Source organism: Meiothermus cerbereus (assembly GCF_051297115.1).
GTDB lineage: Bacteria > Deinococcota > Deinococci > Deinococcales > Thermaceae > Meiothermus > Meiothermus cerbereus_A.
Window position 1 is genome coordinate 1 of record NZ_JBEVAL010000060.1, and the last position, 15,009, is coordinate 15,009.

Below are 15,009 nucleotides of genomic sequence, written 5' to 3' on the forward strand. Positions count from 1 at the left end.
CGCCTGCTGGGGGTGGAGCGATATTACCTGCTGGAGTGAAGGGGGGTGCGGAATGTGGGTTTTAAGACAGTCTCTGAGATAACTGCCGTTTGCCAGACCTGGCCGGGAGTTGGTTAGGCTTCGGTCTTCTGTCGCTCGGCAATCACTTTTTGTGCCAGGTTGGGGGGTACCTCGGCGTAGTGGGAGAACTCGAGGCTATACGCACCGGTTCCCTGGGTAAGCCCCGAGAGGGTGCGGCTGTACTCGAGCACTTCCACCAGAGGGGCTTCCGCACTAACCACCGCCAGGGCGCCCTCCTGATCCATGCCCAGGATGCGGCCCCGGCGCGACTGCATGTCCGATAGAATATCGCCTACTTTATCCTGGGGTACAAAAATCTTGAGGGTGTAGATGGGCTCCAGTAAGGTTGGGCTGGCCTGGGCCACTACGTTTCTGAAAGCCAGTTGGGCGGCTAGCTGGAAGGCCATGTCGGAGCTGTCCACGTCGTGGTAGGAGCCATGGTAGACCACCGCCCGAAAACCAATGACCGGATAACCGGCCAAGGGCCCGCTTTTGGCGGCTTCCTTGATGCCCATCTCCACCGATTCCATGTATTTGGTGGGAATCACCCCGCCGGTTATCTCCCAGACGAACTCGTAGTCGGGGTGGGGTTCCAGCCTGAGCCACACATCGCCATACTGCCCGTGCCCGCCGGTTTGTTTTTTGTGCTTGCCCTGCCCCTCGGCCTTCTTGCGGATGGTCTCACGGTAGGGAATCTTGGGAGGCCGGGTGATGATTTTTACCCCGTAGTCGGCCAGGCGTTCTTTGGCGGTCTCGAGGTGCAGGTCACCCATGCCCCACAGGATTTGTTCGCCGGTTTCGGGGTTGCGCTCGAACTTCAGGCTGGGGTCTTCTTCCAGCAGTTTGCGCAAGGCATCGCCTAGCTTGGCCTCGTCGCTGCGTGACTCGGGGGCAATGGCCACCATCGCCACCGGGTCGGGTAAGCGGGCCGAGGGGAACTCGGGGCGCTGCCCTTGCCAAAGCTCCATGCCTTTGTGCAGGTTGTCGGCTTTTGGCAGGGCCAGAATGGTTCCGGCCTCAGCCTCCTCGAGCTCGACCAGGTCTTTGCCCTTGGCGGTGTAGATATGGGCCAGCCGAACCGTGCCATTGTCCGACTGGAGGGTGTCGCCCACCTTGACCTTGCCCCGGTACAACCGCGCAAAGGCCACCTGTCCCATAAAGGGGTCGACCTGCACCTTGAACACCTTGGCCGCAGGGCTGCCCTGGCCCCAGCGCTCTTCGGGGGAGGGGAGGGCCTCGAGGAACAGGTCGAGCAGCATATCCAGCCCGATGAGCGCACCCGAGGAGCCAATGGCTACCGGAAACACCTGGCCTTTGCGCACGGCCTCATGGAAAGCCCGCGAAAGGGCCACTTCTTCTACCTCCCCGCCCTCGAGGTACTTCTCCAGGAGCGCTTCATCGGTCTCGATAATGGCCTCACGGGCTTCGCTGCGGTATTTTTCGACCTGGGCCTTCTGGTCTTCGGGAATGCTGGTTACCACCGGGCGGCCTTTGTCGTAGCGGAAGGCGCGGTCGTGCAGCACATCGATCAAACCGACCCACTGCCCGTTTTCGTATAGTGGCAGGTGGGCCGGGATGATGTGCCCGAGGGTGGAGCGCAGGTCCTCGAGCAGGGCAAAGAAGTCGCCCCCCTTCTCCAGCTTGCTCACCACCACCATGCGCGGCAGCTCCAGGCGTTCGGCTACCGTCCAGGCCCGCTCAGTTCCAATCTGTACGCCAGTTTCGGCAGATACCACCACCACCGCCGAATCGGCGGCCTCTAGTGCTCCGCGAATTTCGCCCACAAAATCGGTATAGCCTGGGGCATCGAGCAGGTAAATTCGATGCCCCTGGTAGGTTAGGGGCAACACCGCCGTTCGAACCGAGATTCGGTGCGTTTTTTCCTCTGGTGTGTAGTCCGAGGTGGTGTTGCCCTCTTCTACCTTGCCCATACGATCCTTGCCCCCGGTGAAGTATAGAAGCGCTTCTCCGAGGGTGGTTTTTCCGCTGCCGCTGTGCCCCACGAGGGCTACAGTGCGAATCATGGTTAACCTCCTTGCGGTTCTTAGTATATAGGCAGGGGGGAGACAAAAATCCCACAACCCCTGGGGCCCCAACAAAAAGCACCGACATCTCTTATTGGGTGCTGTTTGCAAAATCTCCGCAAAACCGCCATCTGTGCTAGACTCGCTTTTTGCTACGGGGGCTAGTGTTAAGATGCCTAAAGCCCCACTGCACTTAGGGAGCCTTCCATGATCGAGTTTGCCACCAAGGCCTTTGTGACCTTTTTTGTGCTGATAGACCCCATCGGCCTGATACCACTTTTTTTGGGTCTGGTGGGCACGCGTAGCTATCAGGAGCAAAAGAGAATTGCGCTGCGCGCGACCGTGGTGGCGGGCCTTCTGGTGCTGGGTTTTGCTGTGGTGGGTGGGGCCATTTTGCGCCACCTGGGCATTAGCCTCGAGGCCCTCAAGGTGGCAGGGGGGCTGCTTTTATTCAAGATTGCCCTGGACATGATTAATGCCGAGCTCGAGCGCGAGACCGACGAAGAGCACGCCGAGTCGCAAGCTCGACCCGACATCTCGGTTTTTCCCCTGGCCATTCCACTGATTGCCGGGCCCGGTACCCTGGCCAGCGTGCTGATCCTGACCGGGTCGGCCCCGGCGGGGATTTGGGGCTTCGTGGTGGTACTGGCTATGGCGGCGCTGGTTTTGCTTATAACCTACTGGTCGCTCAGGGCCGCGCTCAAGTTCTCGAGCTCGCTGGGACGCACCGGCATCAATGTAATTACCCGTATTCTGGGGATCTTGCTGGCAGCCCTGGCGGTGCAGTACGTGGCCGATGGGGTGCGGGTCTTGCTAAAGCTCGAGTGAGTCCCGCACGCGACGCTTGTCGGCGTACATTGCCGCATCAGCTAGCTGGAGAGCCTCTGTTAGCGGCATGGTGGGGCGGATGGCCACGGCGCCGGCGCTAACTTCTACCTGAATACCCGCGCGCACCCGCTGCACTGCCTCCGGCACTTCATCGAGCGGCAAGGCCAGGTGCAGGCTCACAAACTCGTCGCCACCAATGCGAAAAACCAGATCCTCCTGACGAAAAGTGCTGCGTAGTGCGGTAGCTAGAGCCTTGATGGCCTGATCGCCCGCAGCATGGCCGTGCTGATCGTTGACCCGCTTGAGGCCGTCCATATCCCAGTAAATCAGCGTGAGGGGCAGACCAAGTCGCTCGGCCTGGGCTTTTAGTTTTGGGAAACCCTCTTCCAGGGCATGCCGGTTGCCCAGCCCGGTCAGGGCGTCGCTGAGGGCCAGCCCGGACAGGTGGCGGCGGGTCAGCAAGCCATAAAGCACGGTGGCCGCCTGAAGGGCAAAGGTCTGGGCAATGGCCATGCTCTCAGGCGAGAAGGCCTCGGTGGAGCTGAACGAATCCAGGTTAAGGGTGCCCATTACCTGGCCTTGCAGCACGATTGGAACTGTGATGGTGGCTTTTAGCTGCGAAAGCTTGCCGGCTTGATGGAACATCTCCAGCTCATGGGGAACTTGCTGCTGGGTTCGCTCGTGGATGTGCGGGGCGACCAGCAGCCGGGGCCGGCCCAGCAGCCAGGCCTCCTCTCCCAGGCCATACCAGGCCAGTTCCTGCTGGTAGTCGAGGGCGTGCTGCATCAAGCTCGGGTCAAAGCCAATCTGGGCTACGAAGCGAAACCGCCCGTTTTCCAGCAGGGTCAGGCTGCCAGCCTCGGCCCCCGGCACCACTTCGACGGCTGTCTTGAGAACCCGAGCGAGGATGTCTTCGAATTTTTCTTCCTGGGTCAGCAGGCTGGAGAGCACCTCCAGCGAGGTGGCGTAGGCCAGGGCCTGGTTGTAGGCCTGGGTAACCTCGTGCAAAATGCACAGTTGTCCGTTTTTATAAGGCGCCAGACTAACCTGGAACCAGCGCCCTTGTTTTCCCGCAAGACCCCAAAGCCCTGGCCGAAAGCTGTCTTGTGGGTGGTCTGCAGGCTCGAGCGTACCAAAGCTCCGCACCACAGGTTGAAACCAGCTTTGCAAGGGTTTGCCTACTGGGCTGGGGTCAGGAATTAACGCCACGGCTGCCGGGTTGCACCAACCCACCAGTCCCTTCTCATCCAGCCAGACCACTGGCTCGGGAAGCTGGTTCAGCCAGTGCAGTATGTCTGGCGCAGGGAAGAGGGTGGGTGTGCTCATATTGGGGGGCTATGCGGGAATTTTGTGGTTGCAGCCTGGGGCAGTTCCGGTTTAGGTGACTGCACCCAGCAGTAGTTCGCGGGCGTGCTCGAGGGCTGCTTCGGAGTAGCTGCCCGAGAGCATTCGGGCTAGTTCGCGTATCCGCTCCTCGTCCTGTACTGGCTGCACCTGTACTCCTGTAGGGTGTTTGACCACCCTGTAGTGGTTTTGGGCCCGTGCCGCGATCTGCGGGAGGTGGGTCACTACCAGAACCTGGCGCTCACGGGCCAGCCGGGCCAACCGCTCGGCCACCTGCCAGGCTGCTTCGCCTCCCACCCCAGCGTCCACCTCGTCGAAAACCACCGTTTCGGCCTCGCTGCCGGTCAGCAGGGCCAGGGCCAGCATTACCCGCGACAGCTCGCCGCCCGAGGCAGCCTTTTCCAGCGGGGCCAGGCCCAGGCCGGGGTTGGCGGAAAAAAGTAGCTGAATCTCCTCGAGCCCATCGGGGCCCGGATGCTCCAGCGGCGTCAGGCTCACTTTAAACTCCGCTACCGGCATGCCCAGGGCCCGGATTTCTTCGCTGACTTTGCGCGAGAGGCTGTCTGCTGCACGGGAACGGGCCTGCGAAAGCTGCCGGCCCGCCTCCAGAAGGGTGTGCCAGGCACTTTCTTTCTGGGCATAAAGCTGGCTCAGGCGGTCTTCGGCCCCCTCGAGCTCCACCAGCTCCCGCCGGGCGGCCTCGGCGAACCCCAGAATGGCCGGAATGCCCTCGCCATATTTGCGCCCGAGCTTCTCGATAAGGGCCAGGCGGGCCTCCACTTCGTCGAGGCGTCGGGGGTCGGCCTCGAGGTTCTCCAGGTAGTCTTCTAGCTCGCGGCTTACCGCCCGCAGCGTGTCCAGGGCGCCCTCGAGGTCGCGACCCAGGTTTTCTAGTTGAGCGTCAAAGCGGCCCGCTGCTTTTATCTCCCTCGAGGCCAGGGTGACCAGCCCCAAAGCATCCCCCTCCCCACTCAGCACCCCAACGGCTGCCGAGACCCGCTCACGCAGGGTCTCGAGGTGGCGCAAGCGCTCGGCTTCTTGCGTCAGCTGCTCTTCCTCGCCCACCACCAGCCGGGCCTGGTCTATCTCTGCAGTTTGAAAGCGCAAAATATCCAGTTTGCGCTCACGCTCGCGCGCAGCGGCTTCCAGACGCTCAGTCTCGCTTAAGATGGACTGGTAGTGTGCGTAGGCGCTTTGGTAGCGCTCCAGCAAACCCGGCTCGACCTGCGAATCGAGCAGCCTGCGCTGGGCTTTTCGGCTGAAGAGGGTCAGGGCTGCGTGCTGGGCGTGGATGGTCAGGTGCTGGGCCGTTTCCTCGCTCAGCTCTCTGAGGCTCACCACCTCGCCCTCGATGCGGGCGGTGCTGCGGCCCTGCGCAACCTTGCGCGAGAGGCTCTTGCCATTAATAAAGGCCGTTACCAGCAGGGTGTCGGCCCCAGGGCGCATCAAGCCCTCGGCCTTTTCGCCCAGCAATAGCGATAGGGCATCCACCAGCACACTCTTACCCGCGCCGGTTTCGCCTGTGAGCACGGTCAGTCCGGGGCTAAACTCCAGCGCCACCTGCTCCAGTACCGCTAAGTTTTGCACCTCAAGGCGTTCCAGCATACTTGAAAATCAGGGTACCATATTGGTTTTGTTGATATCAGAACGGGGCCGGGGTTTGTAGAGCACCCTTCATATCATTAGAGCCTCTACCTAAGTCTGTGAAGGGTGCGATAACGCCATAGCCTTCGCTACAAACCCCGGCTGATGTGTTTGGTGAGGGCGAGGTCGAAGCCGGCTGTTTGGGCGCCTTCCCTGTAGCAGTTGGGGCAGGGGTTCCAATGTGCCCGCGGGGTTGCTGACATGGGGTGCGGGCGCGGAGCCCGGCTGTTGATATCCTCAGGTCAGGAGCTCTTCGAACTCTTCCTGCAGGGCTTGGGCGGCTTGAATGGTGCGACCCACCACCAGAATTGAATCCTCGCCCGCAATGGTGCCCACAATATCATCGCGCCGGAGTCGGTCAATCAAGAGCGCGATGCCCGAAGCATGGCCCTCCGATACCTTGAGCACCACGATGTTCTCTCCTCGGTCTACGTCCCGCACAAAGGTGGGAAAAATGCGCCGAAGCTCTTCCAAGACATCTTCGCTGAGCTCGAGGTGGGCCAGGGCGTATTTGTGTTTCCCTCGCCCAAGCGGAACCCGTACCAGACGCATTTCGCTGATGTCCCTGCTCACGGTGGCCTGGGTTACGTCGTAGTTCATCTTTCGTAGCCGCTCCACCAGCTCGGCCTGGGTGGAAATACTCTCCCGGCTGATAATTTCCTGGATGGCCCGATGCCGCTGTTCTTTGCTTGCCATAGCGACTCCCTGAGTACCGATTTGAGATTATACGGGGTAAGTATGCCATGTTACAAGGAAAAGAGCGATTCTAAAGCTTTATTTTTTAGTTTTCGATTTTATGTTATATGCATGAAGATGCGGGCCGCTCGAGGCCAGCCCGCATGCACTGTAATGGAAAAAAGGACTAGTCCGCTGGTTCGGTGACTTCACGCGGATACATCTGGTCGAGGAACTTGGCCAGACGATCTTCGGCAATTAAATTCTCACCGATTACAAGCCGCCTGCTCTTGAGCTCCTGCATGGCCCAGGTAACTGCGTTGGGGTCGGGTTTTTCGCCCTCCAGGGTACGCATGCGTGGGTACTCTTCGGGGCTGAGCACCGTGTTCTTGAAGTTGTAGCGCAAAAGCTGCTGGGCTCGCTTGGCCGTTACCACAGTTAGGCGGTACTTGGAATCGGTAAGGGCTAGAAGGGTGTCAATGCCAGGTTCTGCCATAGGTATACCTCTGCAACTAAGTTCTGATTGTACAACATAGTTGGGCGATTTTATTTGCCCACTTCGCCGGCCGCACGCCGTATGCGCTCGAGCTCATCGAGCTCGCTTTCCAGGGCGGGGTCTTTCGAAAGGGCGCGCGCAATGGCCTCGGTCATGCGAGGCTGTAGCAGCCGCTCGGCCTGTATGATGGCGGCAAAATCGGAGACGGCCTTGTCGAGCTGGTCGTTGACCAGCACATACTTGAACCGATCGGCCATGCGGATTTCTTCTTGTGCCCGCTGCAGCCGCTTGGCGATTTTGCTCAGGCTGTCGGTGCCGCGCACCAGCAACCTGCGCCGCAACTCGGAAAGGGAAGGCGGAATAATGAAGACCAGGATTGCCTCCGGCATGGTTTGCTTGACCTGCAAAGCACCCTGAACTTCTATCTCCAGCAAAACATCCTGCTCCCTGTTCAGGGCCTCCTCAACCGGCTCCCTGGGGGTGCCGTAGTAGTCGTCTACGTACTGCGCCCACTCCAAAAAACCGTTTTGCGCTATTTTGCTTTCAAACTCGGCCTTGCTGACAAAGTAGTAGTCCACCCCGTGGCGCTCCCCCGGCCTGGGCGGGCGGGTGGTCATGGAGATGGAATAGTACATGCGGTGATATTCCAGCAGCCTTCCACGGATGGTGCCTTTGCCCACCCCCGAAGCCCCGGTCATGACAAACAGATTCCCACGCGGCATAGCTGTGGCATCCTATCAGAGCTAGGGGTTTGGCGCTACTTAACCTGAAGCGCTTAGAGATAATACAATCCCAATCATAAAAAGAGCCGCCCTGGGTTTATTTTTCCCGCTGGAAAACTTGAAAACATGCGTTTGCGCTAAGTTAGCCTATGGTGCCATCCTTTGGCAGGCCTGGCGCAGACAAGCGTGCCACCCCGCTTTGCGACGAAGAAAGCGTATCACTGCGGTGAGACACGTTTGCTTTTCACCTCTCGTTTTTGTGCAGTTACACTTGAGTTCTGGCCGATAAGGTTTAGACTAACCCCTGGCAATGTGCAAACGTTTTCTTGTAGGAGTTTGAATGACACCAGAGTGGGTCAAAGACGCGGTTTTTTACCAGATTTTTCCGGATCGCTTTCACATAGGGCAAGGGCCTGCGGGCCATCCTGCGCCGGTACAGGGTGCTTTTGAAGCCTGGGATGCGCCACCCACCCTGCGTGGCTTTAAAGGGGGCAACCTCTGGGGGGTTATCGAGAAGCTCGACTACATCCAGCAGCAGGGCTTCAATGCGCTTTACTTCTGCCCAATTTTTGCCTCAACCGCTAACCACCGCTACCACACCAGCGACTACTTCCAGGTAGACCCCATTCTGGGGGGTAATGCGGCTTTGCAGAAGCTGGTGGAAGAGGCCCATCGGCGCGGTATAAGGGTGGTGCTGGACGGGGTTTTTAATCACTGTGGGCGGGCCCATTTTGCTTTTCAGCACGTTATGGAAAACGAGGCGGCCTCGCCTTACCGCGAGTGGTTCCATATCCAAAAATTTCCCCTGAACGCCTATTCCAAGCATGCCAATTACGCAGCCTGGTGGAACAACCCCGAGCTGCCCAAGTTCAATACTTCCAACCCCGAGTGCCGCGCGTATCTGCTCTCGGTGGCGGAATACTGGCTTCAATATGGCATAGACGGCTGGCGGCTGGATGTGCCCAACGAGATTGACGACGACGAGTTCTGGCGGGAGTTCCGCCGCAGGGTCAAGGCCCAAAACCCAGAGGCCTATATTGTGGGCGAGATCTGGGATGACGCCAGCCGCTGGTTAAAAGGCGACCAGTTCGACGCGGTGATGAACTACCCCTTGGGGCGGGCCATTCTGGGTTTTGTGGGCGCAGAGGTGCTGGACAGGGATCTGGCGGCCAGGAGCGGGCTGGGGCGTTTGGAAAGCCTGGGGGCCATGGCCTGCCACCACCGCCTCGAGGACCTCTTCCGGCGCTACGACTGGGAGGTCGTGACCGCCCAGATGAACATTATGACCTCGCACGACACCCCGCGCATCTTCAGCCTCCTGCGGGGTCAGCTCGAGCGGGTGCAGCTGGCTTTTGCCATGCTCTTCACCCTACCTGGCGCACCCACGGTCTATTACGGCGACGAAATAGGCATGGCTGGAGGCCACGATCCCGACAACCGCCGGGGCATGATCTGGGATGAGGTGCGCTGGCACAAACCCCTGCAGCAAACCATTCAGCAGATGTTGGCCCTGCGCCAGTCGAGGCCGGCGCTGCGGCGGGGGCGCTACCAGTACCTTTATGCCCAGGACGCCCACCTGGCCTTTGCCCGTACTTTTGAGCAGTCCAGCCTGGTGGTGACCATTAACGCTTCGTCCGAACCCTGGCGCATCAACATCCCGTTACACGGGTTGTGGCCGCGGGGTGAGCAGGCCATAGACTTGCTGTCGGGCAAAACGGGTCGTAGTGTGGGGGGGTACCTCGAGGATGGAATTCTGGAGCCTTTTAGCCTGGCTGTGTGGCAGACCCTCGAGTAACACAACAGAGCGCTCTTCACAAACCACTGAGCTGCTCACAACTTGATTGCTCTTTCCGGCACAGCACAGTTGCCTCCGGGAAGGGAGGCCACGTCTGTGAAGGGTGCGATAACCCGACCCCGGACAGATGTCAGCGCTGGCCGCAGCCAGTGAGGCAGCTTTCTGTTCTCAACAGACAAATCCCAAAGTAGAGCCACTACTTATGGTATATATTCACAAAAGAGCCCCTATATCTCTGACCGCGCATCTTGATTTTTCTCTGCCGGCAGCTTTATTATGTTGACATCCAAATTCCGCAAATGTCGGTTGGCCCCTTGCCAGGATTACACAACAGGTAGTAGTATCGAGCGCGGAAACCCCCATATCTAGTGCCACACGGCGTGGCTGGGGGAGTTCTTGCCCAACATTGGAGGAGTCCATGAATAGCTTTAAACCCGCACTTTTTGACGACCATGCCCAGGCAATTGCCAAACGCCAATACATGCAGCCTGGTGATGGGGATATATATGGGATGTTTCGTCGGGTGGCTACCTGGGTGGCCTCGGCCGAAAAGTCTGAACAAGATAAACAATACTGGAGCGAGCAGTTTTACCAGCTGATGGCCTCCAAGCGCTTCTGCCCGGGGGGGCGGGTGCTGGCGGGTGCGGGAACCCAGCACGGCAATGTCCTCAACTGTTTTGTGCAGGGGGCGACCGAACATGACCCCAGCAGCTTTGAAGGCATCATGGAAGTGGCCACCAAGCTGGCCCTGGTGACCAAGGTGGGTGGGGGCAACGGGGTTAACTTAGACCCCTACGTTTCCCGTAAAAACGCCGGTCCACGCGGAACCGTGCGTGGCTTTGCCTACATTGCCGCCGACCATGCCGACGTCGAAGACTTCATTAAGGGCAAGATGCGTCCCCCCATCAACCCCGATGGCGAAAAGGAAAGCATTACCGTGCGCAACTGGACGCGGGTGGTCTATGGCCTGCTGAAGCCCGAGCTGGCGGCGCTGGCCCGGCGCAACGGGGTGATGACCGTGCGGGAAAAGCCTGCCGATGTGCTGGTCGTGCCCGACGATATGCGCGGCATCATCGAGGCTGCCAAAGCCGCCCTGAGTCTGGCCGTGAAGGGCCAGGAACCCCACGTGGACTTTAGCAGCCTGCGCCCTGAAGGCGCGCCCATCAAGGGCAGCGGCGGAACCAGCAGCGGCCCGGTGAGCTTTTTGGTGGAAATTTTCGATAACTTTTTGGAGTGGGCCAACCTCGGGGCGGAAAAAGCAGGCCCGGTGGCCACCTTGCGCTACGTGTATGCGCCGGTGCTGCGGGTGGTGAGGCAGGGGGGGTGCCTGCATCCCGACACCCTGGTCCACACCGACAGGGGAACATTACGCTTGCGCGAGCTCGTGGATCCCTATAGCCGGGGATGGCAACGGCACACGCTCTCGGTGGCCACCGACGAGGGCTGGAAGGCCAGTCCTGAGGGGTACAACAATGGGATTGCCGAAACCCTCAAAGTTGTCTTGGAGAACAACCTGGAAATTCAGGGCACACCCAACCACAAGCTGAAGGTGTTGCGCCCCGACGGTCGGCGGGAGTGGGTACCGCTGGAGGAGATCAAACCCGGCGACTGGGTTATCCAGGTGCTGGATCAGCATACGGGTACCCCGATCACCCTGGCCCCACTGGCCGAAACCCACTTCAACGCCAGGCCCATCCGTACCCCAGAGGTGCTGGACGAGCGGCTGGCCTTCTTCCTGGGCTACTTGTGGGGCGATGGTTTCGTGAGCGACGACCGGATCGGCTTTGCTGTAGCCGAGGACTCGCCCATGATCGCCGAGACCCCCGAGCTTTTCCAGGAGCTCTTCGGCCTCGAGGTCAGGCTGGAGCGCAAACCCGAGGACAAAAGCGTGATTTTTGTTACCCGCAGCGCCCCTATGATCGAATGGCTGCGCCAGAATGGGCTCCTCAAAGGCAAGGCGACCGAGCTTGAGCTTCCTCGCCCTATTCGCCAGTCCACGCGTCCAGTCCTCGGCGCTTTCCTGCAGGGGCTCTTCGAGGCGGATGGAGCCATCACGGCGGGCTATCCGATGCTTACGACCGCCTCAAAGCGGCTTGCCCAGGACGTGCTGGTCGCCCTCGGTGGCCTCGGCATCCCTGCCAAGATCATGCGCTACAACCCGCTGCCGGGCCGATTCTCCAAGCGGGAGCACTACCGAGTGCGGGTGATGACGGCCAAGGGCCTGGAGCGCTATCTGGAAAGGGTGGGGGTAATGCCGGGCTCACGCTTCGAAGCGCTCCGCGCCTTCAAGCCAGATACGAGGCGGGAGTCATCGTGGCCTTTCCCCCATGCCCAAGCGTTGCTCGAACCGGTGCTCTCAGCCACCCTTCAGGGGCGCAAAGGTTCTCCCTCAACGCACACCGGCATCCGCAAAACCCTCTCCCGCTACATTCGCGGTGAGCGTAGCCTGACTGCAACGGGCTACGTTTCCTTACGAGAAGACCCGCTGGTGGGCTCTACCCTCCCGGAATTTGATTTCGGCGAGTACTATGTCCAGGTGCGCTCCGTTCAGCCCGGCGGGCACATCCTGACCTTAGACCTCTCCGTCGAGGAGAACCACACCTACCTGGCCAATGGTCTGGTCAGCCACAACACCCGCCGGGGGGCCGGCATGGCTACCATCGCCATTGACCACCCCGACCTGCTGGACTTCCTGACCGCTAAAGACCTCGACCGTGAGGCCAGCGAGGGCGATATCTCTACTTTTAACATCTCGATTCTGGTTACCGAGGCTTTCTGGCAAACCCTGCAAGCCGATGGGCTGTGGGCGGTAGAGCCTTCGGAAGTGCCGGGCAAGTACTACCCCTACCCGGTGCAGGGGCCCTACACCGGTACTCTGCCCGATCTGCCCGAGCGCGCCCAGGATGGCGCCCGCCCCATTCCGGTCTACGACGGCAAAGTGCCGGCCAAGTGGCTCTGGCACGAGATCGCCTGGCATGCCTGGGCCACCGGCGAGCCGGGTCTGATCTTTATAGATCGGGTCAATGAACTTTCGGCGCTCAAGAACCTGGGAGAAAAGTTTGTGATAAAAAGCACAAACCCCTGCGGGGAAATTCCGCTCACCGTGGGTGAGCCCTGCGACCTGGGGGCCATTAATCTGGCTGCTTATGTGGAAAACGGGAACGATCCCCTATCGGGACAGCCTTCGGCTGTACACCAAGGCGAGTTCAACTTTGCTGAGTTCCGCAAGGACGTTCGCACCGCCATTCGCTTCCTGGACAACGTGCTGGATGTGAACGTATTTGCCCTCGAGGACAACCGCATCGCCAGCCAGACCCTGCGCCGGCTGGGCCTGGGGGTGATGGGCCTGGCCGACATGCTCATCAAGATGGGCCTGCCCTACTCCTCGGAGGCGGGCCGCCGGGTGGTGGCCCAGGTGATGAACGTGATGCGCGAAGAGGCCATTGCCGAGTCGGAGCGGCTGGGCCAGGAGCGGGGGGTGTTCCCGCTTTACGAGCAAAACCGCGCCGCTTTCGAGGCGCTGGGGATACGCCCACGGCGCAACGTGGCGGTGCTGACGGTGGCCCCCACCGGAACCACCAGCATGCTGATGGGGGTCTCGAGCGGCATCGAGCCAATGTTCTCGCCCTTTATGTGGCGGCGCATCGGGGGGGAGTACAAGGCCCTGCTGCACCCCTTGTTCGTAGAGATGATGGAGCAGTTCCCGGCAAGCGGGCCCTTCGAGAAAGACGGGGCCTGGAACTGGGACGCCATTATCGAAGCCATTCAGGCCAACCACGGCAGCGTGAAAGGCCTGGAGGGTATCCCCAGCGCCATTGCTTCGGTGTTTGAGGGGGCCCACGACGTGCCCCCGCTCGACCATGTGCGGATGCAGGGCGTGGTGCAGACCGCTTTCGATGCTGAGGGTTACGCGGCCAACTCACTTTCCAAGACCATCAACCTACCCAACCAGGCCACGGTGGAAGATGTAGAGGCAGCCTACACCGAGGCCTATATGACCGGCTGTAAGGGCATCACGGTCTACCGCGACGGCAGCCGCGAGTATCAGGTGCTCTCGGTTAGCAAGGAAGAAAAGAAAGAAGAGAAGGCCGAGGGTAATAGCAAAGAGACCGTGGTAGTGCAGCCAGCGCTGCTGGATGTTCCGCCCAGCACGGCCTCGAGCCGCCCAGAAGGAGAACGCACGGCCCGTCCCATCTTCGAGCGCACTGGCCGGCTGGTGGGCTACACCGATATGGTCAAGCTCACTGCAGCCGACGGCACCCGCCGGGGCTTTTTGGTGACGGTAAACATGCAGGGCGAGCACCCGGTGGAGGTGATTCTTACTTCGGGCAAGGCCGGTGATGAAGCCAACGCCGACAGCGAAGCCCTGGGCCGCATCATCTCCAAGGCCCTGCAATACGGGGTGCCGGTAGCCGAGCTGGTCAAAACCTTGCGGGGCATTAACGGCGGCCTGTACGGCAGCTACCAGGGCCGCTTTGTAACCAGCAAGGCCGACCTGATTGCGGTCGCGCTGGAAACCACCAGCAAAATCCAGATTGCCGAGGCCGAGCGTAAAGCCGCCCAGATGCCTGCGGATGAGGCCATGGTGCCCCAGGCCATGCAGCGGGCCATGACTGCGCCCATCCAGAAGATATCGGTGCAGACGCAATCGCCCGTCGGTGGCAAGACCGGCCTCGGTAAGTGCCCGGAGTGTGGTGACGATAACCTGGTACGCGAGGAAGGCTGCACCAAGTGCTATAGCTGCGGTTACAGCAAGTGTGGTTAGAGAGAAGAGGGGGTGTGGGGGAGCTATAATCCCCCGGTTCTCGCCTCGCCACGGCGAGGCGACGGGGATACATGGACTCCCCCACGTCCGCCGGTGGCGGACATAGCATAGTGAGCGGCGGATGTGTGGTAAAATCCTCTTGGGGACAGCGTTCCCCGTGCACCTTGAAACTTGGAGTAGGGGGTTCCATCGGGTAGTCCGATGGGTAAAACTCCAAACGAACACCCGTGGCATCCGCCCCGCCTTGGCGGGGCGGGAAGCATTGCGCTCGCCTGCCGATACGGAGACGATTTCTTCGCCGCGAAGCGGGGTGTCAAGGTTTTTCTGGGCTCGGACGGAGCCTGCGGGGATGGGTACGGCGTGGGCCGTCCCGTGAGAACCGCGAAGCCCCGTTCTTCAGAACGGGGAGTCGTCACGCGAAAAATATGTATTTTCACCGCAACATCCCCAGGGTCGTACCCGTTTGTCCTGGTTGCCTCGAGCTTTGAGCTTGGGGCAATGGGCTATTGCAGTCGGTTGTGATGACGCAGCTACGGGGAGGAGGTCTTTGCTAATTTTGCTGTTTCTATGCCACTTATTCTAAATTGGCTGGGTTGACCCCACATTCCGCACCCCCCTTCACTCCAGCAGGTAATATCGCTCCACCCCCAGCAGGC

9 protein-coding genes are annotated in these 15,009 nt (G+C 60.3%); 3 read left to right on the forward strand and 6 right to left on the reverse strand.

Annotation, left to right across the window (positions count from 1 at the left end):
• Nucleotides 1-113 precede the first annotated feature (113 nt).
• Nucleotides 114-2,084 carry an elongation factor G gene (locus ABWU19_RS11295; RefSeq protein WP_435901785.1) on the reverse strand — a complete coding sequence of 657 codons (1,971 nt, stop codon included), beginning with the start codon at nt 2,082-2,084 and terminating at the stop codon, nt 114-116.
• Nucleotides 2,085-2,291: 207 nt separating this feature from the next.
• Here ABWU19_RS11295 and ABWU19_RS11300 point away from each other — a divergent pair, with 207 nt between their 5' ends.
• A complete protein-coding gene (locus ABWU19_RS11300; RefSeq protein ID WP_435901786.1) occupies nt 2,292-2,912 on the forward strand; it encodes a MarC family protein in 621 nt (206 codons plus the stop codon).
• Here the strand turns inward: ABWU19_RS11300 and ABWU19_RS11305 are convergent.
• The 5 genes from ABWU19_RS11305 to gmk form a co-directional block, all read right to left on the reverse strand.
• Nucleotides 2,898-4,238 carry a diguanylate cyclase gene (locus tag ABWU19_RS11305; RefSeq protein ID WP_435901787.1) on the reverse strand — a complete coding sequence of 447 codons (1,341 nt, stop codon included), beginning with the start codon at nt 4,236-4,238 and terminating at the stop codon, nt 2,898-2,900. The two genes, ABWU19_RS11300 and ABWU19_RS11305, sit on opposite strands and share 15 nt — an antisense overlap.
• Before the next feature lie 51 nt (nt 4,239-4,289).
• Complete coding sequence (locus ABWU19_RS11310; RefSeq protein WP_435901788.1) at nt 4,290-5,861, reverse strand: DNA repair protein RecN; 1,572 nt, start codon at nt 5,859-5,861, stop codon at nt 4,290-4,292.
• A 276-nt stretch (nt 5,862-6,137) separates the two neighbouring features.
• A complete protein-coding gene (gene argR / locus ABWU19_RS11315; RefSeq protein ID WP_435901789.1) occupies nt 6,138-6,596 on the reverse strand; it encodes an arginine repressor in 459 nt (152 codons plus the stop codon).
• 166 nt (nt 6,597-6,762) lie between these two features.
• The gene (gene rpoZ, locus ABWU19_RS11320) at nt 6,763-7,071 is read right to left on the reverse strand and encodes a DNA-directed RNA polymerase subunit omega (RefSeq protein WP_435901790.1); all 309 of its coding nucleotides are present in this window, start codon (nt 7,069-7,071) and stop codon (nt 6,763-6,765) included.
• Nucleotides 7,072-7,121: 50 nt separating this feature from the next.
• A complete protein-coding gene (gene gmk, locus ABWU19_RS11325; protein WP_435901791.1) occupies nt 7,122-7,793 on the reverse strand; it encodes a guanylate kinase in 672 nt (223 codons plus the stop codon).
• A gap of 340 nt (nt 7,794-8,133) precedes the next feature.
• Between gmk and ABWU19_RS11330 the strand changes: the two genes are divergently transcribed.
• Together ABWU19_RS11330 and ABWU19_RS11335 are read left to right on the forward strand one after the other, a co-directional pair.
• Nucleotides 8,134-9,588, forward strand: a complete 1,455-nt coding sequence (locus ABWU19_RS11330) for an alpha-amylase family glycosyl hydrolase (RefSeq protein ID WP_435901792.1) — start codon at nt 8,134-8,136, stop codon at nt 9,586-9,588.
• A gap of 418 nt (nt 9,589-10,006) precedes the next feature.
• A complete protein-coding gene (locus ABWU19_RS11335) occupies nt 10,007-14,353 on the forward strand; it encodes an adenosylcobalamin-dependent ribonucleoside-diphosphate reductase (RefSeq protein WP_435901793.1) in 4,347 nt (1,448 codons plus the stop codon).
• The last annotated feature ends 656 nt before the right edge of the window (nt 14,354-15,009 follow it).

Excerpts from the sequence above, each read along its gene's own strand:
- ABWU19_RS11295 (WP_435901785.1), bottom strand. The coding sequence starts at position 2,084 with ATGATTCGCACTGTAGCCCTCGTGGGGCACAGCGGCAGCGGAAAAACC.
- ABWU19_RS11300 (WP_435901786.1), top strand. The coding sequence starts at position 2,292 with ATGATCGAGTTTGCCACCAAGGCCTTTGTGACCTTTTTTGTGCTGATA.
- ABWU19_RS11305 (WP_435901787.1), bottom strand. The coding sequence starts at position 4,238 with ATGAGCACACCCACCCTCTTCCCTGCGCCAGACATACTGCACTGGCTG.
- ABWU19_RS11310 (WP_435901788.1), bottom strand. The coding sequence starts at position 5,861 with ATGCTGGAACGCCTTGAGGTGCAAAACTTAGCGGTACTGGAGCAGGTG.
- argR (WP_435901789.1), bottom strand. The coding sequence starts at position 6,596 with ATGGCAAGCAAAGAACAGCGGCATCGGGCCATCCAGGAAATTATCAGC.
- rpoZ (WP_435901790.1), bottom strand. The coding sequence starts at position 7,071 with ATGGCAGAACCTGGCATTGACACCCTTCTAGCCCTTACCGATTCCAAG.
- gmk (WP_435901791.1), bottom strand. The coding sequence starts at position 7,793 with ATGCCGCGTGGGAATCTGTTTGTCATGACCGGGGCTTCGGGGGTGGGC.
- ABWU19_RS11330 (WP_435901792.1), top strand. The coding sequence starts at position 8,134 with ATGACACCAGAGTGGGTCAAAGACGCGGTTTTTTACCAGATTTTTCCG.
- ABWU19_RS11335 (WP_435901793.1), top strand. The coding sequence starts at position 10,007 with ATGAATAGCTTTAAACCCGCACTTTTTGACGACCATGCCCAGGCAATT.